The sequence below is a fragment of the Fulvimarina endophytica genome (assembly GCF_003403015.1).
Lineage (GTDB): Bacteria > Pseudomonadota > Alphaproteobacteria > Rhizobiales > Rhizobiaceae > Fulvimarina > Fulvimarina endophytica.
The window spans coordinates 468,182-489,707 of record NZ_QURL01000005.1; the positions used below are offsets into that span (position 1 = coordinate 468,182).

The window sequence follows — 21,526 nt, forward strand, 5'->3', positions numbered from 1 at the left end:
GTCGATCACCCGCCTCCATGCGGGCTTTAGAATCGACGACGATCGTCCGGCGAGAATGCGGGACGACGAACCGGAGGCGCTTCCGGATCCGCCCCCGCCTTCCCCATACCAGAGCACAAGATGTGCAAATGATCGCGGTGCCTCGCGATCGGGCGCATTTCACTCGACAAAGACGAGCCGGTGCGCTTTCCTGCCGCCAAGTGCCGGGCTCGCCGACAACGGATCGATGCGCGGCAGGGGTTTAGAAGGATCAGTCCGTATGCGTTCCAGCTGGATTGCGGCCGCCGTCGCCGCGCTTTTCGCCACACAGGTGCAGGCGGCCGAGGTCGAACCCGCCGTCGTCTACGATCTGGGCGGAAAGTTCGACAAATCCTTCAACGAAGCAGCCTATAACGGCGCCGAGCGCTACAAGGCCGACACCGGCACGGACTATCGCGACTTCGAGATCCAGTCCGATTCCCAGCGCGAGCAGGCCCTGCGCAATTTCGCGCGCCGGGGATTCGATCCGGTGATCGGGATCGGCTTCTCCCAGGCCCAGGCGATCGAGAAGGTGGCCGACGAGTACCCCGACACGCATTTCGTCATCGTCGATGCGGTCGTCGACAAGCCGAACGTACGCTCGGTCCTCTTCAAGGAGGAGCAGGGCTCCTATCTCGTCGGCATGCTGGCCGCGATGGCGTCCGAGACCGGCAAGATCGGCTTCATCGGCGGCATGGACATCCCGCTGATGCGCAAGTTCGCCTGCGGCTATGTCGAGGGTGCGCAGGCTGTCAATCCGGATATCGAGATCTACGAGAACATGGTCGGCACGACCGGCTCGGCCTGGAACGACCCGGTGCGGGGCGGCGAGCTTGCCAAGTCCCAGTTCGACCAGGGTGCGGACGTCGTCTATCACGCGGCCGGCGGCTCGGGTGTCGGCGTCCTTCAGGCCGCGGCCGATGCGGGCAAACTCGGCATCGGCGTCGATTCCAACCAGAACATGACCCATCCGGGCTCGGTGCTGACCTCCATGGTCAAGCGCGTCGACAACGCCGTCTATGACGCGATCGACGATCTCGCCAAGGATCAGTGGAGCGCCGGCGTCGAGAATTTCGGCCTCAGCGACGATGGCGTCGCCTGGGCACTCGACGAGAACAATCGCGACCTCATCAGCAACGAGATGGAAACGCGGGTCGGCGAGGCACGCGAGAAGATCATCGCGGGCGAGATCGAGGTGCACGATTACATGTCGGACAATTCCTGCCCGGCGAAATCCTGATCGCGCCCGGCTGATCCGATGACCGAAGCGGCGCTGCGCGACCCCATGCGCGACCCGGCGGCAGCACGGCCGCCGGCGATCGAACTCGTCGGTATCGACAAGAGCTTCGGGCCCGTGCGGGCCAATCGCGACATTCACCTGCGCATCGAGAAGGGCACGATCCACGGCATCGTCGGCGAAAACGGCGCCGGCAAATCCACGCTGATGTCGATCCTCTACGGCTACTATCATGCCGATGCCGGCCAGATCCTCGTGGACGGCAAGCCGATCGACATCCGCTCGCCGGACGAGGCGATCGCGGCCGGGATCGGCATGGTGTTCCAGCATTTCATGCTAGTGGATACCTTTACCGTGCTCGAAAACGTCATGCTCGGCGTCGAGGGCGGTGCGCGCCTCAAGGGCGGCGCCGCCAAGGTGCGCGCCGAACTCCAGAGGCTCGAAAGGGACTTCGTGCTGGAGGTCGATCCCGACGCGAGGATCGAGGATCTGCCGGTCGGCCTGCAGCAGCGGGTCGAGATCCTCAAGGCGCTCTACCGGGGCGCCGAGACGCTGATCCTCGACGAGCCGACGGGCGTCCTGACGCCGGCCGAAGCCGATCATCTCTTCCGCATCCTCGCCCAGCTGCGCGACCAGGGCCGCACGGTCATCCTCATCACCCACAAATTGCGCGAGATCATGGAGGCGACCGACAATGTCTCCGTGATGCGCCGGGGCGAGATCGTCGCGACCATGAAGACCACGGAGACCTCCCCTGCGGCGCTCGCCGAGGAGATGGTGGGGCGCCGCGTTCTCCTGAGGGTAGAGAAGGCAGAGGCGAAGCCCGGCGCGCCGATCCTCGAGGTCGCCGATCTCTCGCTCACCGATTCGCGCGGCGTGAAGCGGCTGGACGATGTCAGCTTCGATATTCGCGCCGGGGAGATCGTCGGAGTCGCGGGCGTTGCCGGCAACGGGCAGTCGGAGCTCATGGAGGTGCTTTCCGGCATGCGCAAGGCGGACGGGGGCAGGCTCGCGATCGATGGCGAGCCGGTCGACCTCACACGGCCCGCGGCCGCCGCCTCGCGCCGGCGACTGGGTCTCGCCCATGTGCCCGAGGATCGCCACCGGGCAGGTCTCGTCACGGCATTCTCGGAGGACGAGAACGCGATTCTCGGCTATCACGACGACGCCCACTACGGCAGAGGTCTCTTCCTCGATCGCCGTGCGATCCGCGACCACGCCGTCCGGCATATCGAGCAATACGACATCCGCCCGCCCGATCCGCGCCTCAAGGCCGCCAATTTCTCCGGCGGCAACCAGCAGAAGATCGTGCTTGCACGCGAGATGGAACGCGGACCGAAGATCCTCATCGTGGGCCAGCCCACGCGCGGCGTCGACATCGGCGCGATCGAATTCATCCATGCCCGCCTCGTCGAGATGCGCGATGCCGGATGCGCGATCCTCCTCGTCTCGGTCGAACTCGACGAGATCAGAGGCCTGTCGGACCGCATCCTGGTGATGTGCGGCGGCCGCATCGTCGGCGAGCGCGGCCCCGAGGCGAGCGAGGCCGAACTCGGGCTCCTGATGACCGGGATCTCCAGCACCGAGGCTGCCCAATGACGAAAATCCGGTCCCGGACACGCGGCACCGCCCGGCTTCCAGCCTGGCTCGATTACAGCCTCGTTCCGGTGCTCAACGTCGCGGCCGCCTTCGTGATTTCCGGCCTCGTCGTCCTGCTCGTGGGCGAAAGCCCGATCGAGGCGGTCGGCTACCTCGTCTACGGCGCCTTCGGATATGGCGAGGGGATCGGCTTCACCCTCTTCTATGCGACGAATTTCATGCTGACGGGCCTTGCCGTCGCCGTCGCCTTCCATGCCGGCCTCTTCAATATCGGCGGCGAAGGCCAGGCTTATCTCGGCGGCCTCGGCTGCGCGCTCGCCGCCCTCATGCTCGACCGATACGTGCCATGGTGGGTGACGTTCCCGGTCGCGCTCGCCCTGTCGGCCGGTTTCGGCGCGGTCTGGGCCCTCATTCCCGGCTGGCTTTCGGCCAAGCGCGGCAGCCATATCGTCATCACGACGATCATGTTCAATTTCATCGCGGCGAGCTTCATGGTCTGGCTGCTGGTGGAACATCTGTCGCCGATCGGCTCCATGCAGCCCGAGACACGCACCTTCGGGCCCGGCGGCACCCTGCCGAAACTCGACTGGCTGTTCGCGCCCCTCGGCATCGATATCGGCACCTCGCCCCTCAACATCACCTTTCTCGTGGCCCTCGCCGCCTGCCTTCTCGTCTACCTCCTGATCTGGCGCACGCGCCTCGGCTTCGAGATCCGCACGCTCGGCCACAGCCCGACGGCCGCGCTCTATGCCGGCATCTCGCCGGTGCGGATCACCGTGATCGCCATGATGATCTCCGGCGCTCTCGCAGGCCTCATGGCGCTGAATCCCGTGCTCGGCGACCAGCAGCGCCTGCAGATCGATTTCGTGGGCGGGGCCGGCTTCGTCGGCATCGCGGTCGCGCTCATGGGCCGGGCTCATCCGGTCGGCATCGTCCTCGCCTCGATCCTCTTCGGCGCGCTCTATCAGGGCGGCGCCGAACTCGCCTTCGACATGCCGGCGATCTCGCGGGACATGATCGTCGTGATCCAGGGCCTCGTGATCCTGTTTGCCGGCGCGCTGGAGCACATGTTCCGCCCCGGTCTTACCCATGGCTGGTCGCTGATCTCGCGTCCGCGCGAGACCGGCGAGGCGGGCCGGCCGAAGGAGATCGCGCGATGAGCTTCGACGCCCTCATCCTGGTTCTGGACTCGACGATCCGCCTGTCCGTCCCGCTGATCCTCGCGGCGCTCGGGGGCCTCTTTTCCGAGCGTGCGGGCGTCTTCGATATCGGGCTCGAGGGCAAGATGCTGATCGCGGCCTTCGCGGCTGCCGCCGTGGGTGCCGTCTACGGCTCGGCATGGCTGGGCCTCGGCGCTGGCATCCTCGCCTCCGTCGCGCTCTCCCTCGTGCACGGCTACGCCTCGATCTCCCAGCGCGGCAGCCAGATCGTCTCGGGCGTCGCGATCAATTTCCTCGCGGCCGGTCTCACCGCCTTTCTCGGCTATGCGTGGTTCTCGCGCGGCGGACAGACGCCGCCGCTTCCGCCCAGCGGACGCTTCCAGACCCTGACCCTCCCCTTCGCCGATGCCGTGCGCGACGTGCCCATCTTCGGGCCGATCTATTCGACGCTTCTGTCAGGCCACAACCTCCTCGTCTATCTCGGCTTCCTCGCCGTGCCGCTGACGGCGTGGATCATCTACCGGACCCGCTTCGGCCTGCGCCTGCGGGCCGTCGGCGAGAATCCGGCGGCCGTCGATACCGCCGGCATCTCGGTCGCCTGGCTGCGCTACAGGGCGGTGATCGTCTGCGGCATCTTCTGCGGCCTTGCGGGCGCCTATCTGTCGATCGCCCAGTCGGCGGGCTTCGTGCGCGACATGACGGCCGGCAAGGGCTTCATCGCGCTCGCCGCCCTGATCTTCGCGAAATGGCGACCCTGGCCGCTGCTCGGCGCCTGCCTGCTCTTCGGTCTTCTGGACGCAGCCGCGATCCGCCTCCAGGGCGTTTCGGTGCCGGGGATCGGCGAGGTTCCGGTCCAGTTCATGCAGGCCCTGCCCTATATCCTCGTCGTCGTGCTTCTCGCGGGCTTCATCGGCAAGGCCGTCCCCCCGCGCGCCGGCGGCGTACCCTATGTCAAGGAGCGCTGAGCCGATGGAAAAGGCCGCCGCCACCATCCGCACGCGCACCGATCTCGCCCCGAGGATCGCCCTCGTCCTCGGCTCCGGGCTCGGCGGCCTTACGGACCTGATCGAGGATGCGGTCACCATTTCTTATGGCGATCTCGACGGCTTTCCCGCCTCCACCGTCTCCGGCCATCAGGGCGCGCTCGTCATCGGATCGCTGGCCGGCGTTCCGGTCGTCGTCATGGCCGGACGCTCCCATTACTACGAGCATGGCCGGGCGGACGTGATGCGTGCGCCACTGGAAGCGCTGAAGGCGATCGGCATCGAGACGCTGATCCTCACCAATTCGGCCGGAAGCCTTCTTGCCGAGGTCCAGCCGGGTTCGGTCATGATGATCGAGGACCATCTCAATCTGTCGGGGGCCAATCCGCTGATCGGCGAGCCGACCGATCGCCGTTTCACCGGCATGACGACGGCCTATGACGAGACGATCCGGCAGACCGCCCGGGCAGTCGCCGAAGAGCGGGGACTCGCACTCCATGCGGGGGTCTATGCCTGGTTCTCCGGCCCGAGCTTCGAGACGCCCGCAGAGATCCGGATGGCGAAGATCCTCGGAGCGGACGCGGTCGGCATGTCGACGGTGCCCGAAGTGATTCTCGCGCGATTTCTCGGCCTGCGGGTCGCCGCCTTTTCGGTCGTCACCAATATGGGGGCCGGCATCACCGGCCAGGAACTCAGCCACGAGGAGACGAAGGAGATGGCGCCGAAGGGCGGTGCGATCCTCTCCGATCTCCTCGTCGCGCTGGTGCCGCGCCTCTGATACCGCGCTGAAGGGTCTTCGATGTCGTCCAGCCACCTCGCTCTCTCTTGCCTCGATCTCACCAATCTGGAGAACGACTGCACCGAGTCCGACATCGCCGCTCTCTGCGCACGAGCCGTGACACCTCATGGGCCCGTCGCGGCCGTCTGCATCTGGCCGCGCTTCGTTGCGCAGGCCGCCGATGCGCTGGGCGGCAGGCCTGTCCGCATCGCGACGGTCGCGAACTTTCCCGGCGGAGACCAAAGCGTGGAGACGACGGTCGCCGAGACGCAGGATTCGATCCGCGCCGGGGCCGACGAGATCGACCTGGTCATTCCCTATCGGCGTCTTCGTGCCGATACGGGCATGGTCGCGGCCTATGTGTCGGAGATCCGTCAGGCCGCGCACGGGGTCACGTTGAAGACCATCCTCGAAACCGGCGAACTCGAGGACGAGGATCAGATCAGGCTGGCGAGCGAGGTGTGTCTCGCGGCCGGCGCCGACTTCCTGAAGACCTCCACGGGCAAGGTCGCCGTCAACGCGACACCGGAGGCCGCTGAGGTCATGCTGGAGACGATCCGCGCCCATGGCGGGCGGGCCGGCTTCAAGGCGGCCGGCGGCATCCGCACGCCCGAGGCCGCGCGGTCCTATCTGGATCTCGCCGACACCATCATGGGGCCGGGATGGGCGGGACCGAAGACCTTCCGCTTCGGCGCCTCCGGCCTTCTGGACACGCTCACCGCCGACATCGAGGGTCGCGCGGCCGCAAGCGGATCGGGCTATTGATCGCGGTGTTATCATCGTGACGTCGAGCGTCCTGCCGCAGGAGACGATCCGCAGGATCCGGGATGGTGAACCCGTCTCCCAAAACGAGATCGCAGGCTTTGCGAACGGCCTCGCCTCGGGCGCCATCGGCGATGCCCAGGCCGGGGCCTTCGCGATGGCCGTCTTCCTGCGCGGCCTTGAAACCTCTTCGACCGTCGCACTCACCGAAGCCATGCGCGACAGCGGCACGGTGCTGCGATGGCCGAACGACGGGCGCCCGGTTCTCGACAAGCATTCCACGGGCGGGATCGGCGACGCGGTCTCGCTCGTTCTCGCCCCGATCCTCGCGGCCTGCGGTGCGCGCGTTCCGATGATCTCCGGGCGCGGGCTCGGTCATACCGGCGGCACCCTCGACAAGCTCGACGCGATCCCCGGCTATCGCAGCGCGCCGGACCTCGACCATCTGAAGCGGGTCGTCGACGAGACCGGGCTCGCCATCGTCGCGGCGACCGCCGATCTCGCTCCGGCCGACCGGCGCCTCTATGCGATCCGCGACGTAACGGCGACCGTCGACAGCCTGCCGCTGATCACCGCCTCCATCCTGTCGAAAAAGCTCGCGGCCGGCACGGATGCGCTGATCCTCGACGTGAAGCTCGGCAGCGGCGCCTTCATGACGACGCGGCAGGCGGCGACCGAGCTCGCCGAGGCGCTCGTATCCGTCGCGAACGGCGCGGGACTGAGAGCGGCCGCTCTCCTCAGCGACATGAACGAGCCGCTGGCCCCTGCCGCCGGCAATGCGGTCGAAGTCCAGGCGGCGATCGACGTTCTCACGGGCGAGGACGCAGCACCGCGCCTGCGGACCCTGACCCTCGGACTCGCCGCCGCCCTCCTCCAGCTTGCGCAGATCGTGCCCGACCGGGAAACGGGGCTCCTTCAGGCCGAACGGGCCCTCGTGAGCGGAGCGGCGGCCGAACGCTTCGCCCGCATGGTCCATGCCCTCGGGGGGCCCGCCGATAGTCTGGAAAGAGCGGGTCGCTATCTTCCGCAGGCCAGGATCCGGCGTCCGGTCTTTGCTGCGCGGGACGGCACCGTGAGCGCGATCGATGGCCGCGCCATCGGCCTTGTCGTCATCGGGCTCGGCGGCGGACGGCGCCAGCCACAGGACGCGATCGATCATGCGGTGGGGTTCACCCATCTTCGCGGCATCGGGGAGACCGTGGACGAGAATGCGCCGATCGGCATCGTCCACGCCCGGACCGAGGCGGATGCCGAAGCTGCGGCGCGGGCCCTCCAGGCCGCCTACCGGATCGGCGCGCGGGTAGAGCGAGGCCCGCTCGTCCTCGGACGTCTCGACCCTCTCGGACACTGGTCGGATTAGACCCAAGTCGTTCCGATCCCGACCGAAATGGACGATCCGAACCGACCGCACTCGCGTTCCGATCCACCTGACGAGACAGACCGGTCCATGCTTGTTATAGCAGGCCCGACCGGGGCGTTCGCGCCCGACCCATGACGACAGAACAGGAAAGAGACATCGCGATGGCCAGCACGCTCGACCAGTTGAGGGAGATGACCACGGTGGTCGCAGACACCGGCGATTTCGAGGCCATCAAGGCTCTGAAGCCGATCGACTGCACCACCAATCCGAGCATTCTCCTGAAGGTGATCCAGTCACCGGCATCGGAAGATTTCGTCGCCAAGGCGATCGAGAAGGGCAAGGCCGGCAAGATGTCGCCGCTCGACATCGCCGATGCCCTGACCATCGGCGTCGGTACGGAACTGACCAAGCTCGTTCCGGGCCGCGTGTCCACCGAAGTCGATGCCGATCTCTCCTTCGACAAGGAGCGTTCGCTGGGCAAGGCGCGCGCCATCGTGAAGGCCTACGAGGACCAGGGCGTCTCGCGCGACCGGATCCTCATCAAGCTCGCCTCCACCTGGGAGGGCATTCGCGCGGCGGAGGTTCTCGAGGGCGAAGGCATCCAGTGCAATCTCACCCTGCTCTTCTGCCTGGAACAGGCCGTCGCGTGCGCCGATGCCGGCGTCTTCCTCATCTCGCCCTTCGTCGGCCGCATCACCGACTGGTACGCCAAGCGCGAGGGCAAGACCTTCGAGGCGCATGAGGATCCGGGCGTCCTTTCGGTCAAGCGCATCTACGACTATTACAAGTCGAACGGTGTCGACACGATCGTGATGGGCGCCTCGTTCCGCAATACCGGGCAGATCAAGGCGCTCGCCGGCTGCGACCGGCTGACCATCTCGCCGAACCTGCTCCAGGAACTCGATCAGGAACAAGGCGACCTCGCCCGGCAGCTCTCCCCGGATACGGCGAAGTCCATGGACAAGCTGCCGATGGACGAAAGCGCCTTCCGTTACGGCCTCAACGCCGATCCCATGGCGACCGAGAAGCTCGCCGAAGGTATCCGCAACTTCGATGCCGACCACAAGGTGCTTCTGAAGCTGATCTCCGACAAACTCGCGGCCTGACTTATCGCCCCCCTTCCTGTTCGCGCGGGAGGAAACCGGGTCTTCAAGAATGACGAAAGCCGGGCTGTGCAAGCCCGGCTTTCGTCGTTTCGAGATGCGGTAAGATGCCCGCGTGACGTCTCAGCTCACCTGCGACTGGATGAAGTTCTTCACGATCGAGACGATGCCACGGCCCAGAAGGTCGTCGAGCGCGTCGCAGAAGATGTCCACATGGCTCTCGTCGCAGATCAGCGGCGGCTCCAGGCGGATGACGTTGCGGTTGTATTCGGTGAAGGCAACGAGAACGTCGTAGTCGCGCAGGAGCGCGGCGCCGATGAAGCCGGAGAGCGAGCCCTTCAGCTTGTCGTCGAGCATGGCCACCATCGGGCGGAGCGCCAGCGGCAGGGTCTTGGAGAAGTCCTGGAACTCGAGCCCCACCATCAGGCCTTGGCCGCGAACCTCCTTGATGATCTTCGGATACTTCTCCTGGAGGGCTTCGAGGCGCTTCTTCAGATAGGCGCCGGTCTCGGCCGAATTGCCGATCAGATCCTCGTCGTAAAGGACGTTCAGGCCTTCGATGGCGGTGATGCAGGCCTCACCGATGCCGCCGAAGGTCGCCTGGGCGTGGATCATCGCGGTCTTCGGCGTGCCATAGGCCTTCATGTAGATCTCGCGCCGGGCGATCATCGCGCCCACCGGGGCCTTGCCGGCACCGAGGGACTTAGCGAGCGCCGTCACGTCCGGCACCACGCCATGATGTTCGAAGGCGTAGAACTTTCCGGTGCGACCATAGCCGCACTGCACCTCGTCGGCGACCCAGACCACGTCGTGGCGGTCGCAAAGGGCACGAACGCCCTGCCAGTATTCGGTGGGCGCTGTCACGATGCCGCCGCCGCCCTGCACGGTTTCCAGAACGACGACGCCGATATCGCTGTCGTTCTCGACCACCCGCTTCAGTGCGTCCAGATCGCCGAAGGGCACCTTGTAGGTGTTGCCGACGAGCTTGAAGTCACCCTGATAGAGCGGCGAGTCGGTAAGCGAGAGAACGCCCTTCGACTTGCCGTGGAACGAGTTCTCCGCGTGGACGATCTTGCAGTTCTTGCGACCCGAAGCCCGCTCGGCGACCTTCACCGCCGCTTCCATGGCCTCCGAGCCGGTGGAGCCGAGGAACACCATGTCGAGATCGCCCGGCGAACAGGCCGCGATATTCTTGGCGAGGGCCGAGGCATACTGGGAGAGAAAGGCGATGGCGATCTCGTGCCGGCCTTCGTCCTGAAAGCGCTTGCGCGCCTCCAGTACCCGGGGATGGTTGTGGCCGTGTGCGAGCGAGCCGAAGCCGCCGAAGAAGTCGAGGATCTTCCGGCCGTTCTGGTCGGTGTAGTACATTCCCTCGGCGCTCTCGACCTTCACCTTGTGAAAGCCGAGCAGTTTCATGAAGTGGAACTGGCCGGGATTGATGTGGTCCTTGAAGAGATCCGCCATCGTCCTGACGTCGAGGGCCTTGGCATCCTCGACGCTGAGAAGGTCCGGTTTCCTCGGGCCGGTCCGGCTGGTCTCGAGTTCCGTTCCCTGAAGCGTTGTGCGATCGAGCATCGGTTTGCCCCCTATTCGGCCGGTTGCATGAGCGGGAACGGTTCGCCGGACTTGCCGGAGAGCTTCGCGCGATATTCGTTGTAGGCGGCGATCAGCATGTCCTCGTCGCGATATTGCGGAACCCAGCCCAGCTGCTCGCGTCCCTTGGTGACATCGAGGACGCAGTTCTCGTCGGCGATGAGATACTGTTCGGGATCCATCAGCGGCCGGTTCATCCAGTCGAGCGTGTCGAGCGTGCGCTTGACCGCCCAGCCGGGTGTCGGCAGCAGGATCGACTTCGATCCGGCATGGCGGATGAGGTCGCCGAGAAGCTTCCTCACCGGCGGCGGGTTGAGCGAGCCGAGATTGTAGGCCTCGTTCGGAACGCCGGCCTTCCAGGCAAGGCGCGCGGCCTCCGCGCAGTCGAAGACCGAGATGAACTGGTAGGGGTTCCGGCCGGAGCCGATCATCGGAACGGGAAGATTGCGGTCGATCAGCTTGAACAGCTTTTCGAGGATGCCGAGCCGGCCCGGACCGATGATGAGGCGCGGCCGGAAGAGCGAGATGTCCATGCCGCGCTCGCGCCAGTCATGGGCGAGATATTCGGTGTCGAGCTTGGACTGGCCGTATTCGCCGAGCGGGGCGACGGGATGCTCCTCCGTCATCGGATAGGTGACGGTATGGCCGTAGATCATGTCGGTGGTGAAGTGGACGAGCTTGGAGGCGCCCGCCTTGTCCATGCCCTCGATGATGTTCTTCGTGCCGTCGTAGTTCACCGGATAGAAGAATTCGTGACGCTTGGCGCGCACCTGGAGGGGCGAGAGCATCTTGGCCGACAGGTTGTAGACCATGTCGTTAGACTTGAGGCCGAGCCGTTCGATCGCCGCCGGATCCGTCACGTCGCAGTGGACGTGGCGCACGCCGGAATAATGGGCGAAATCCCCCTTGGCGATATCGGCGACGACGACCTCCTCTCCATCCGAATGCAGCTTGCGGGCAAGATGGCGACCGACGAAGCCGTCGCCTCCGAACAGGATATGTCTCATTTGGAAACCTCGTGGGCAGCGTTCTGGGAGATCTCGACGGCGCGCTCGGCCTCCTCGCTGACGGCGGAACCGCCCTGGGCGATGAAATACGTGCCGACGCAGATGAGCGCGATACCGCCCACACGATATGCGTTCAGGTCCTCGTGGAAGACGAAATACGCAAAGACCGCGACGGCGACATAGGCGAGCGAGAGGAAGGGATAGGCGTAGGACAGCTCGACCTTCGACAGGACGTAGAGGTGCGAGGCCATGGAGATGACGAAGGTGCACAGCCCCAGGAAGACGAAGGGACTGAAGACGATCGACAAGAGCTTGAAGACCGGATTGACGCCGACGAAGCTGAGGCTGCCGAGCTGCATCATGCCGTATTTGAGCATGACCTGCGCCGCCGCGTTCGTGAAGACGGTGAAGAGGATGAAGGGAATGTATTTCGACATCACGCTGCAAGGCTCCGTTCCGACTGGTTTCCAGTCCTCGGTCATTGTCTAGACGCTTCGCCCAACTTAACGGTTAAGACGCGCGGCTCGCTGCCACAGCCTCTCGACGATCGCTCGTGACGGTAAAGAGACGGTTTGCGTCCTCACGGGGCGGTGCCTTCAGGCGGCGGAGGGCACGGCGCCTGCGAGGACCGTGCGGGACCAGAAATCGGACAGGATCGAGGGGTCGCGCAGGCGTTCCAGCTCGCCATGGCGCGGGAAGCTCGCGGCGAAGGTCGCAGGCGACATGCGGTGCTGCTTGTAGGGATTGACGGCGCCGCCGGCATCGATGGTGATCCGGTCGAGTTCGGCGAGGAGCGCCAAGGTCTTCGGCCCGCGATCGGGAAAGTCGAGGGTCAGTGTGAAGCCCGGCCTCGGGAAGGAGGTGAGACCGGGGCTTTCGATCGCGCCGAACCGCTTCAGGACCGTCAGGAACGACCCCTGACCGAAGTCCTGGGCGCATGCCATCAGCGCGCGCACGCCGGCCCGGGCGCCCGTCTCGGGCAGCACGCTCTGATGCTGGCACAGACCGCGCGGTCCGTAGAGACGGTTCCAGCCCCCCACCCTGTCGAGCGGAAAGAAGAAGCTGTCGAAGGGCACGCTTCGCGAATGGGTGCCGGGCTTCGCCTTGCGATAATAGACCTCGTTGAAGATCTTCAGCGACGGGCCCATCAGTGGGCTCACAGGCGGCGTCAGCGGAACGCTGGCGACCGGAGGGCGGCTCGCACCGTCGCGCGGCCCCTCGGCCCGGTGATCGCCGCAGATGAGGTGGCCGCGTCCGAACGAGGATCCGGTGGCAAGGGAATCGATCCAGGCGACGGCGTATTCGTGGCGCCTGTCCGCATCCTCGGCGAGGTCGAAATAGTCGTCGAGCCCGCCGAAACGCGTGACCGTCTCCTCGATCGCGGTCGAGCCGATCGGCATCAGCCGCAGCGTCGCACGCTCGATCAGCCCGGTCAGCCCCATTCCCGAGATGGTGGCGGCGAAGAGATCGGCGTTCTCGTCACGCGAGCAGGTGAGCCGGCCGCGATCGGAGCGCAAGAGGACGAGGCTTTCCACATGGCAGCCGAAACTGCCCCTGCGATGGTGGTTCTTGCCATGAATGTCGTTCGCGATCGCTCCGCCTACGGTCACGAACTGGGTGCCGGGAAGCACCGGCGGAAACCAGCCCCGGGGAGCGGAAAAGGCGATGAGGCGGGACAGGAAAAGGCCGGCCTCGACCGTTACCAGCCCCGTTTCGGCATCGAAGGAGAGGACCGCGTCGCGCTGCCGTCCCTCGATCATGGCCCCGTTCGACAGGAGACAGGTATCCCCATAAGAGCGGCCGTTTCCATAGGGCAGGCACGGAGCGCCGCCTTCGAGAAAGGCTTCGGCGCTGATCGCAACCGACCCCGTCGCGCTCGCGCCGCCCCAGGACGAGAAGCGCGGATCCGTCGAGGCGCTAGACATAGGCGGCCGCAAGGAACATGACGCCGCCGATGCCGATCATCAGCTGCGAGCGCCAGTCGCGCAGGATGAAGACGACCGGATCCTCGTGCATCTGGTTGCGTCGCGCCAGAATCCACATGCGCACGATGATGTAGAGGAGCAGCGGGCAGAGCGGCCAGACGAGCCAGGGCGACTCGTAGTGCCGCGCGACCTCGGGGCTGTTGATGTAGAGGGCGAGAACCAGGATCGCCGCAAAGCCCGATGACATTCCCGCCTGACTGATCGTCTCGACATCGGCATCCACATAGCCCCGTCCCGTCGAGGCCCGGTCCGCCCCGGTGCCGAAATCCACGAGTTCCGTATAGCGCTTCACGAGGGCGAGCGAGAGGAAGAAGAAGATCGAGAAGGACAGGAGCCAGAACGAGGTTCCGGCGCCCGTCGCCTCGGCGCCCGCGATGATCCGGGTCGTGTAGAGGAAGGCGAGCGTCATCACGTCGATCAGCAGCATCCGCTTCAGCGCGAAGGAATAGGCGGTCGTCGCGACCAGATAGCCGGCGAGGACGACGGCATAGGCCATCGGCAGCAGGAGCGCGCAGAGGACCGAGACGAGGAGGAGCCCCGCCGCCATTCCGAGGCCCGTCGGGATCGACAACAGGCCGCTCGCAAAGGGCCGGTTGCGCTTGGTGCGATGGCGTCGGTCCGCCTGAAGGTCGAGAAGGTCGTTGACGATGTAGACCGCGGATGCGGCGGCCGAGAAACTGACGAAGGCGAGGATCGCGGCCTCGGCCATTTCGAGATTGAAGAATTCGTGGGCGAGGACGATGGGGACGAAGATCAGGAGGTTCTTCATCCACTGATGCGGTCGCATGGCCTTGATGGCCATTTTCAGCCGTCCGGCCTCGTGCCCGATCAACGTCGAGCCGGTCCGCTTCTGCCAGCGGCTCGCCGCCCGGTCCGGAGCGACGACGGTCGCTTCGGCGGCGCTTTCCAGAAGACAGAGGTCTTCATGGGAATTGCCGAAATAATCGTAACCCTCGCGCCCCGCCTCGGCCTCGATACGCGAAAGTTTGCGCTCGGCGGTGAGGTTGATGCGTTCGTCGGAGGCCATGACGTCGTCGAAGATGCCGAGATGATCGGCGACTGCGCGCGCTAGGCGCTCGTTGGCGCCGGTCGCGAGCACGATGCGGCGGCCCTCGGCTTTCAGGCGGGCGAGTTCGTCGAGAACCGACTGACGATAGGGAAGCGAGTGCGCCTCGAAGGCGACGTGTCGGGCTAGTTCCGCCTTCAGGACCGCCTTGCCGCGAGCGATCCAGCCGGGAAGCCTGACGAGGAGAAGAGGATTCTGACGGGCGGTCAGAAACAGGCTTTCCCAGAGGAGATCGCTATGGATCAGCGTCCCGTCGAGATCGACGTAAACGGTCCGCTCGGTATTGGGTACTCTTGCATCCACGACCCTGGCCTCCGTCTCGGCGCAATGCCGGTTCGATGGCCTGTCTTACGATGTATGGGTTTTGAAAGGTTTACCACGGGGCACGAGGCGCCGTTTCCCGGCGGCTCGGTTAACGAAACGCGACCGCTGCGGGATGTCCCGAAGCGGCCGCCAACCGGTGCGTGTCACCCAGACGGGCTCAGTCCACGAAGGCGCGTTCGACCACGTAGCTGCCCGGTGCGTTGTTCGCTCCCTCCTCGAAGCCGCGCGTCTGAAGGATCTTCTCGACATCCTTCAGCATCGCCATGGACCCGCAGATCATCGCACGATCGGTCTTCGGATCGAGGGGTTCGATGCCGAGATCGGAGAACAGCTTGCCGTTCTCGATCAGCGTCGTCACGCGCTCGCCCTTGGTCTCCCCCTCGCGGGTGGCGGTCGCGTGGAGCAGAAGCTGCTTCTCGCCCACGATCTCCTGCATCATCTCGTCGGTCCTCATATGCTCGACGAGTTCGCGGCCATAGGTGAGTTCGGCATCCTCGCGGCAGGTCTGGGTGAGGATCACCTGATCGAACTTCTCATAGGTCTCCGGGTCGCGGAGAACCGATGCGAAGGGGGCGATGCCGGTGCCCGTGGAGAACATGAACAGGCGCTTGCCCGGGATCAGCGCATCATGCACCAGCGTCCCCGTCGGCTTCTTGCGCATCAGGACGGTATCGCCTTCCTTGATCTTCTGAAGATGCTCGGTGAGCGGCCCGCCCGGCACCTTGATCGAGAAGAATTCGAGTTCCTCGTCCCAGGCGGGCGAGGCGATCGAATAGGCGCGATAGACCGGCTTCTCGGCGTTCGGCAGGCCGATCATCACGAATTCGCCGGAGCGGAACCGGAAGCTCTGCGGCCGGGTCATGCGGAAGGCGAAGAGCCGATCAGTGTAGTGGGTGACGGAGGTCACGGTCTCGGCGAACACGTTTGCCGGGATCGGGAACTCCTGCGTTCCGGTCTCGGGCGTCTCTTGGGCGAGCGAACTCATTCGGCGTCCTTCTCAGTCTGTCGTCGCAATGACGGCGAGGCCGGCTTCGTGTGGCCGGCGCATGGTCATGTGCCCGTCATCGTCAAATCTTCTGGTGCATTCGCTTCGAAAGCCGGAATCGAATGCGCGTCGAGGCCAACATAGGCGTTTTTTCCCCATCCGCAGCCCCAGAGACGTTTCATAGTTGCGCTCAGGTCCGAACGATTTTTCCGCTCGAGGCCCCTCCGGGAGATCCTGTTCGTCCGGCCCTCAGAAGAACGGGCTCGTCCAGATCCAGTAGCCGACGACGAGGAGCGAGACCAGCGGCAGCAGCATCTGTACCGGCCTCAGCCGCGCGAAGTAGAGAGGCGCCGTTCCCCGTCGGGCGCTGATCGGATCGAGGACCGCAAGGGCCAGGAAGCCGAGAAGCTGCAGAGCGACAGAATAGAGAGGATAGGCCCAGACCACGCAGAGGACGGCCGCGAAACCGGTGACGAACAGGAAGAGCATGATCGCCAGTTGCGTCACCTTCGGGCCGCCGGGCTGGCGAAAGCTGACCCCGCGCCGGACGCCCGACAGGAAGGTCAGGATCGACGCACCCCAGAGCAGGGTGAAATTGAGTGTCAGAAAGGCCCAGTTGTCGGGCAGGAGGAACAGCGCGAGCGCGCCCGCCACCAGGGGAAGCATTGCAAGATAGGCGAAGAACAGGCCGTCCGCGGGGATGTCCGCCGGCTCCCGCGCCTTGATGGTTCGCCCGTTCGCCGCTCGCTCGCTCATGCCGTTCGTCCTGTCCCAAAGCGCATTCTCGTCATGCTCCCCCAACGCGCGAACGGGCGCATCGTTCGACCGGGTCGTGACGCAATGCACACGGGAAGAGCCTCGCCTTCCCTCGCTCCCCAGCCATTGGACCGATCGGGGCAAGGCGCTATGATCGCCGACATGTCCCTGCGCCCGGTTCCGCTTCTCCTGTCGACCCTCTTCGTCCTCGCCCCGGGCTCGCCCGAGGCGCTGTCTCAGGAGCGCGGCGCGGTCGTCGGGGTCGCGGCGCCACTCTCGGGCCCGAGATCTTCTCTCGGCGAACAATTGGAGGCCGGCGCGAGGCTCGCTGCCGACGCATCGCAGGTCTCGGTCGTCGAGGCGGATACGCAGTGCAGCGCGGAGGGGGGAGTAGAAGCCGCCGAGACGCTGGTGGAAGCCGGCTCGACGGTCGTTCTCGGCTTCCTCTGCACGGATGCGCTCCTTGCCGCTCTTCCTCCTTTGACCGAGGCCGGCATCCCGGTCATCGATATCGGCGTTCGCACCAATCGGGTGACCGACGACCGGGAGAAGACGGGCCATCTGGTCTGGCGCCTCGCACCGCGATCGGATGCGGAAGCTGCGGCTCTCGCGGACTGGATCGCGTCGAACTGGGAGGGCGAGCCCTTCGGCCTGATCGAGGACGGCTCGATCGCCAATCGCGGTCTCGTCGATACCGTGCGCAGGCTTCTGGCGGACAGGGGGCTGGAGCCGTCTGCGACGGACAACTACCGCCCGGCCGAGGAGAAGCAGTTCGGCCTCGCCCGTCGCCTGGCTCGCACCGGGGTGACCCGTTTCCTGATCGCCGGCGACCGCCCGGACATCGCGGTGATCGCGCGCGATGCGGCCGAACTCGGCCTCGATCTCCAGATCGTCGGGGGCGAGAGCCTTCTCGACGAGACGGCGCCCGACCAGTCTCTTGCGGCGGGCGTCACCGCGCTTGCGCCGCCCTATGCCCATAGGCTCGAAGCAGCCGACGGATCGCCGGAACGCACCCTTCCGGGCTATTCGGTACTCGCTTATGCGGCCATGCAGATCGCCGCGCAGGCGATCGGCGCGGCCGGCGAGACGGGCCAACCGCTCAAGGAGGCTCTGGACGCGGGATCGTTCGAGACCATTCTCGGCCCGGTCTCCTTCGATGCGAAAGGCGATGCCTCCGCCGTCGCCTACCAGGCTCTGCGCTGGAACGGCGAAGCCTTCGTCCGTGAGGACGAGGCCGGCCGGAGCGCTGCCGGCGGGTGAGCGTGTGGCCGGCGGGCGCGCGCAACGACATCACCGATATCCGTGGCCTGAAGGTCGGCAACGCCCATGACGCGCAGCTCGCGAGCGGCACGAGCGTCATCCTCTTCGACGCCCCGACGGTCGCCTCCCTCTCGATTCTGGGCGGCGCACCGGGCACCCGCGAGACGAACCTCCTCGATCCGGAAAACCTCGTCGGCGGCGTCGACGCGCTGGTTCTGTCCGGCGGGTCGGCCTTCGGGCTCGATGCCGCCAGCGGCGTCCAGGCCTATCTGCGCGAACAGGGCCGCGGCTTTGCCGTCGGCTCCGTGCGCGTGCCGATCGTGCCTGCCGCGATCCTCTTCGATCTCCTCAATGGCGGCGACAAGGACTGGGGCCGTTACCCGCCCTATCGCGACCTCGGATATGCGGCCGCCGCGAACGCATCCGCCGACCCCGTCACCCTCGGCCGTTCCGGTGCCGGCTATGGTGCGACGACCGCCCGGGGGCGTGGAGGGCTCGGCAGCGCCTCCTGCCGTCTTCCCTGCGGCGTGACGGTCGCCGCCCTCGTCGTCGTCAACGCCGTCGGCAGTTTGACCATCGCAGCGAGCGGCCATTACTGGGCGGCTCCCTTCGAGATCGGCGATGAATTCGGCGGACATGGCCTGCCGCATCCCTTCCCGGAGGATGCCGGAGCGCCGGTCTCCAAACTCGATGCCCGCCAGGGCGCGAACACCACGATCGGCATTCTCGTCACCGATGCCCGGCTCGACAAGGCAAGCTGCAAGCGCCTCGCGGTCGCGGGGCAGGACGGCTATGTCCGCTCGATCTGGCCCTCGCATACGGATTTCGACGGCGATCTCGTCTTCGCCGCCTCGACGGGCGCGATCGATCTCCCCGACGATCCGGTGGTGCGGATCGAACTGATGGCGGCGGCGAGCGCCGTCATGGCGCGGGCCGTGGCGCGGGGCGTCCATCTGGCGAACCGCGATCGCGATCCGCATTGAGAGGCAGGCAAGGCGCGGATGCCGGCCTTTCGGCGAAGAGCGTGACCCGAGATTGAGCCTGCGCGGCACCTCTGATAGATCGCAGGGCAACTCCTTGAAGCTGCCGAAAGTCGTTGCCGCATGATTCCTCGCTATGCCCGTTCCGAGATGGTCGCCGTCTGGTCGCCCGAGACGAAGTTCCGCATCTGGTTCGAGATCGAGGCCCATGCCTGCGACGCGCTCGCCGAACTCGGCGTGATCCCGAAGGAAGCGGCGAAGACGATCTGGGAAAAGGGCGGCAACGCGACATTCGATATCGAGCGGATCGACGCCATCGAGCGCGAGACCAAGCATGACGTCATCGCCTTCCTCACCCATCTTGCAGAGATCGTCGGGCCGGACGCGCGCTTCGTCCATCAGGGCATGACCTCGTCCGACGTGCTCGACACCTGCCTCAACGTGCAGCTGACGAAGGCGAGCGACATTCTCCTCGCCGACCTCGACGCCCTTCTTGCGAGCCTGAAGAAGCGGGCCTTCGAGCACAAGGACACGATCACCATCGGCCGGTCCCACGGCATCCATGCCGAGCCGACGACGTTCGGCGTCAAGCTCGCCCAGGCCTATGTGGAATTCGAGCGCTGCCGCGCCCGACTGGTCGCCGCTCGCGAGGAAATCGCGACCTGCGCGATCTCAGGCGCCGTCGGCACCTTCGCCAATATCGACCCGCGCGTCGAAGAGCATGTCGCGGATGCCATGGGGCTGAAGGCCGAGCCGGTCTCGACCCAGGTGATCCCGCGCGACCGGCACGCGATGTATTTCGCGACCCTCGCCGTCATCGCCTCTTCGGTGGAGCGGCTCGCGACGGAAATCCGCCACCTTCAGCGCACGGAAGTTCTGGAGGCCGAGGAGTTCTTCTCCAAAGGCCAGAAGGGCTCGTCGGCCATGCCGCACAAGCGCAATCCGGTGCTGACCGAGAACCTCACCGGCCTTGCGCGCATGGTCCGCTCCTATGCGATCCCCGCGATGGAGAACGTCGCCCTCTGGCACGAGCGCGACATCTCCCACTCCTCCGTCGAGCGCTATGTCGGCCCGGACGCGACGATCACCCTCGACTTCGCCCTCGCCCGCCTCACCAACGTGGTCGAGAACCTGCTCGTCTACCCGGAGCGCATGCAGGGGAATATGGACCGCCTCGGGGGCCTCGTTCACTCCCAGCGCATCCTCCTCGCCCTCACCCAGGCCGGCGTGTCCCGCGAGGATTCCTACCGTCTCGTCCAGCGCAATGCGATGAAGGTCTGGGAGAGCTATCACGTCTCCGGCGACGCGACCGTCGACTTCCTCGAACAGCTTCTGGCGGACGACGAGGTTCGCGCGGCTCTTTCGGAAGAGGAAATTCGCTCGCGCTTCGATCTCGGCTACCACACCAAGCATGCCGACACGATCTTCAAGCGGGTCTTCGGCTGACGGGGCCAGACCGCTGCTCTGAACCGGCGCGGGAGGCTCTATCTCCCGCTCGGAGCACGGCTGCGCGAAAGGAAAGAGGATGGCCCCCAGAATGGGACCGAGTTTTCAGAAGGGACGCCTGCGCGCGTTGATCTGGCCCATGGTCGCGATCATCGTCGCGATCGCCATCTACTTCCTCTTCGTCGGCAATCCCGAGGACGGAACCCCGACCGATCGGCCGCTCGAGCCGGCGACCCAGGGCGATCTCGCCCAGCCGGAAAGCTGAACCAGCCGCGCCGCGCCGCGCCCTTCGCGGCAAAGAGAGCAGGGACCGTGGCCGGCCGAGCGCCTGCCGAACCATGCCTGCCGGCCCTATTGCGCGATATCCATCACCAGCATCTGGTGATCCGAATAAGGCTGGTCGACGATGGTGATCGAGGCCTGCTCGCGCAGATCCTCCGAGATCAGGCAAGTATCGAGCGCCGCGCGCCAGGGGCCGAAGCGGAAGGTCGGCTCCATGCCGCGATTGGCGTGGTAGAGATGGCCAGAGGCGAGCAGAGGACGCAGTTCCGCATCGCCCTTGAACACATTGAAATCCCCGACGACGATCGTCGAGGCCTGCTGTTCGGCAACCCAGGTCGCAAGCTCCCTGATCTGCAGGGCCCGTTCGCTCTCGACGAGCGACAGGTGGACGACCAGCACCCGCAGATCGAGCGATCCGGCCTCCATGCGGATGTCGTAGACGAGCTTCTTCTTGCCGTCCTTCAGGTAGCGATCGGTCGCGACGAGAGGTCGCTTGGCGAGGAAGGCGTTTGATTTGCCGTAGGAGATGTGGAGCGGCGAAAGGGTTCGCTCCGTGCCGTATTTTCCATGGGCACCCGATACCGGGAACAGGTCTCCTCCGATCGTCGGCAGCTGGTCGAAGAAGCGATTGGTGATCGAACCGCGATCGATCTCGACGAGGCAGCAGAGATCGGGAGACAGTTCCTGCACCTTCGCGGTCAGCTGGGCGATACTCTCCGTCTGGGCCGCAAGAGGCGTGTAGACATGACGCCACACGCGCCCGACATGCTGGCGAATGGAGCCGTCGATCCCGCGCAGATAGCCGAGATTGGCATAGACGATGCGGGTCACGGGATCTCGTC

At 65.8% G+C, this 21,526-nt stretch carries 20 protein-coding genes; 12 read left to right on the top strand and 8 right to left on the bottom strand.

Annotation, left to right across the window (positions count from 1 at the left end):
* Positions 1–259: 259 nt before the first annotated feature.
* The 8 genes from DYI37_RS14180 to tal all read left to right on the top strand — a co-directional run bounded on the left by DYI37_RS14180 (position 260) and on the right by tal (position 9,003).
* Positions 260–1,258: a BMP family lipoprotein gene (locus DYI37_RS14180; RefSeq protein ID WP_199520162.1), complete on the top strand. Its 999-nt coding sequence runs from the start codon at positions 260–262 to the stop codon at positions 1,256–1,258.
* Positions 1,259–1,276: 18 nt separating this feature from the next.
* Positions 1,277–2,854 (top strand): ABC transporter ATP-binding protein, encoded by a 1,578-nt coding sequence (locus DYI37_RS14185; RefSeq protein ID WP_245413919.1) that lies wholly within the window; start codon positions 1,277–1,279, stop codon positions 2,852–2,854.
* Positions 2,851–4,014, top strand: coding sequence for an ABC transporter permease (locus DYI37_RS14190; RefSeq protein ID WP_116683897.1), 1,164 nt, complete (start codon positions 2,851–2,853; stop codon positions 4,012–4,014). The genes DYI37_RS14185 and DYI37_RS14190 overlap by 4 nt, the downstream gene beginning before the upstream one ends.
* Entirely contained in the window at positions 4,011–4,979 is a 969-nt protein-coding gene (locus DYI37_RS14195) for an ABC transporter permease (RefSeq protein WP_116683898.1), read from the top strand. Before DYI37_RS14190 ends, DYI37_RS14195 begins: the two co-directional genes overlap by 4 nt.
* A 4-nt stretch (positions 4,980–4,983) precedes the next feature.
* Complete coding sequence (locus DYI37_RS14200; RefSeq protein WP_116683899.1) at positions 4,984–5,775, top strand: purine-nucleoside phosphorylase; 792 nt, start codon at positions 4,984–4,986, stop codon at positions 5,773–5,775.
* 21 nt (positions 5,776–5,796) lie between these two features.
* A complete protein-coding gene (gene deoC / locus DYI37_RS14205) occupies positions 5,797–6,540 on the top strand; it encodes a deoxyribose-phosphate aldolase (RefSeq protein WP_116683900.1) in 744 nt (247 codons plus the stop codon).
* A gap of 16 nt (positions 6,541–6,556) precedes the next feature.
* On the top strand, positions 6,557–7,897 hold the full coding sequence (gene deoA / locus DYI37_RS14210) for a thymidine phosphorylase (protein ID WP_116683901.1): 1,341 nt from the start codon (positions 6,557–6,559) through the stop codon (positions 7,895–7,897).
* Between the two features lie 161 nt (positions 7,898–8,058).
* Complete coding sequence (tal, locus tag DYI37_RS14215) at positions 8,059–9,003, top strand: transaldolase (protein ID WP_116683902.1); 945 nt, start codon at positions 8,059–8,061, stop codon at positions 9,001–9,003.
* A 120-nt stretch (positions 9,004–9,123) separates the two neighbouring features.
* On the opposite strand, the gene DYI37_RS14220 is transcribed toward tal, so the two are convergent.
* The 7 genes from DYI37_RS14220 to DYI37_RS14250 form a co-directional block, all read right to left on the bottom strand.
* Positions 9,124–10,575, bottom strand: coding sequence for an aspartate aminotransferase family protein (locus DYI37_RS14220; protein ID WP_116683903.1), 1,452 nt, complete (start codon positions 10,573–10,575; stop codon positions 9,124–9,126).
* 11 nt (positions 10,576–10,586) lie between these two features.
* Positions 10,587–11,600, bottom strand: coding sequence for an NAD-dependent epimerase/dehydratase family protein (locus tag DYI37_RS14225; protein ID WP_116683904.1), 1,014 nt, complete (start codon positions 11,598–11,600; stop codon positions 10,587–10,589).
* A complete protein-coding gene (locus DYI37_RS14230) occupies positions 11,597–12,037 on the bottom strand; it encodes an EamA family transporter (protein ID WP_116683905.1) in 441 nt (146 codons plus the stop codon). Before DYI37_RS14230 ends, DYI37_RS14225 begins: the two co-directional genes overlap by 4 nt.
* Before the next feature lie 159 nt (positions 12,038–12,196).
* Entirely contained in the window at positions 12,197–13,525 is a 1,329-nt protein-coding gene (locus tag DYI37_RS14235; protein ID WP_116683906.1) for an FAD-binding oxidoreductase, read from the bottom strand.
* Positions 13,518–14,954: a UbiA family prenyltransferase gene (locus DYI37_RS14240; protein ID WP_116683907.1), complete on the bottom strand. Its 1,437-nt coding sequence runs from the start codon at positions 14,952–14,954 to the stop codon at positions 13,518–13,520. The genes DYI37_RS14235 and DYI37_RS14240 overlap by 8 nt, the downstream gene beginning before the upstream one ends.
* Positions 14,955–15,132: 178 nt before the next feature.
* Entirely contained in the window at positions 15,133–15,960 is an 828-nt protein-coding gene (locus tag DYI37_RS14245; RefSeq protein WP_116683908.1) for a ferredoxin--NADP reductase, read from the bottom strand.
* Between the two features lie 249 nt (positions 15,961–16,209).
* Positions 16,210–16,716: a DUF3429 domain-containing protein gene (locus tag DYI37_RS14250; protein WP_116683909.1), complete on the bottom strand. Its 507-nt coding sequence runs from the start codon at positions 16,714–16,716 to the stop codon at positions 16,210–16,212.
* A gap of 150 nt (positions 16,717–16,866) precedes the next feature.
* Between DYI37_RS14250 and DYI37_RS14255 the strand changes: the two genes are divergently transcribed.
* The 4 genes from DYI37_RS14255 to DYI37_RS19815 all read left to right on the top strand — a co-directional run bounded on the left by DYI37_RS14255 (position 16,867) and on the right by DYI37_RS19815 (position 20,667).
* Positions 16,867–17,976 (top strand): branched-chain amino acid ABC transporter substrate-binding protein, encoded by a 1,110-nt coding sequence (locus DYI37_RS14255; RefSeq protein ID WP_245413920.1) that lies wholly within the window; start codon positions 16,867–16,869, stop codon positions 17,974–17,976.
* Positions 17,977–17,978: 2 nt separating this feature from the next.
* A complete protein-coding gene (locus tag DYI37_RS14260) occupies positions 17,979–18,959 on the top strand; it encodes a P1 family peptidase (RefSeq protein WP_116683910.1) in 981 nt (326 codons plus the stop codon).
* Positions 18,960–19,079: 120 nt separating this feature from the next.
* Positions 19,080–20,402, top strand: coding sequence for an adenylosuccinate lyase (gene purB, locus DYI37_RS14265; protein ID WP_116683911.1), 1,323 nt, complete (start codon positions 19,080–19,082; stop codon positions 20,400–20,402).
* A gap of 79 nt (positions 20,403–20,481) precedes the next feature.
* Positions 20,482–20,667 (top strand): hypothetical protein, encoded by a 186-nt coding sequence (locus DYI37_RS19815; protein WP_147307933.1) that lies wholly within the window; start codon positions 20,482–20,484, stop codon positions 20,665–20,667.
* An 86-nt stretch (positions 20,668–20,753) separates the two neighbouring features.
* On the opposite strand, the gene DYI37_RS14270 is transcribed toward DYI37_RS19815, so the two are convergent.
* On the bottom strand, positions 20,754–21,515 hold the full coding sequence (locus DYI37_RS14270) for an endonuclease/exonuclease/phosphatase family protein (RefSeq protein ID WP_116683912.1): 762 nt from the start codon (positions 21,513–21,515) through the stop codon (positions 20,754–20,756).
* Between the last annotated feature and the right edge of the window lie 11 nt (positions 21,516–21,526).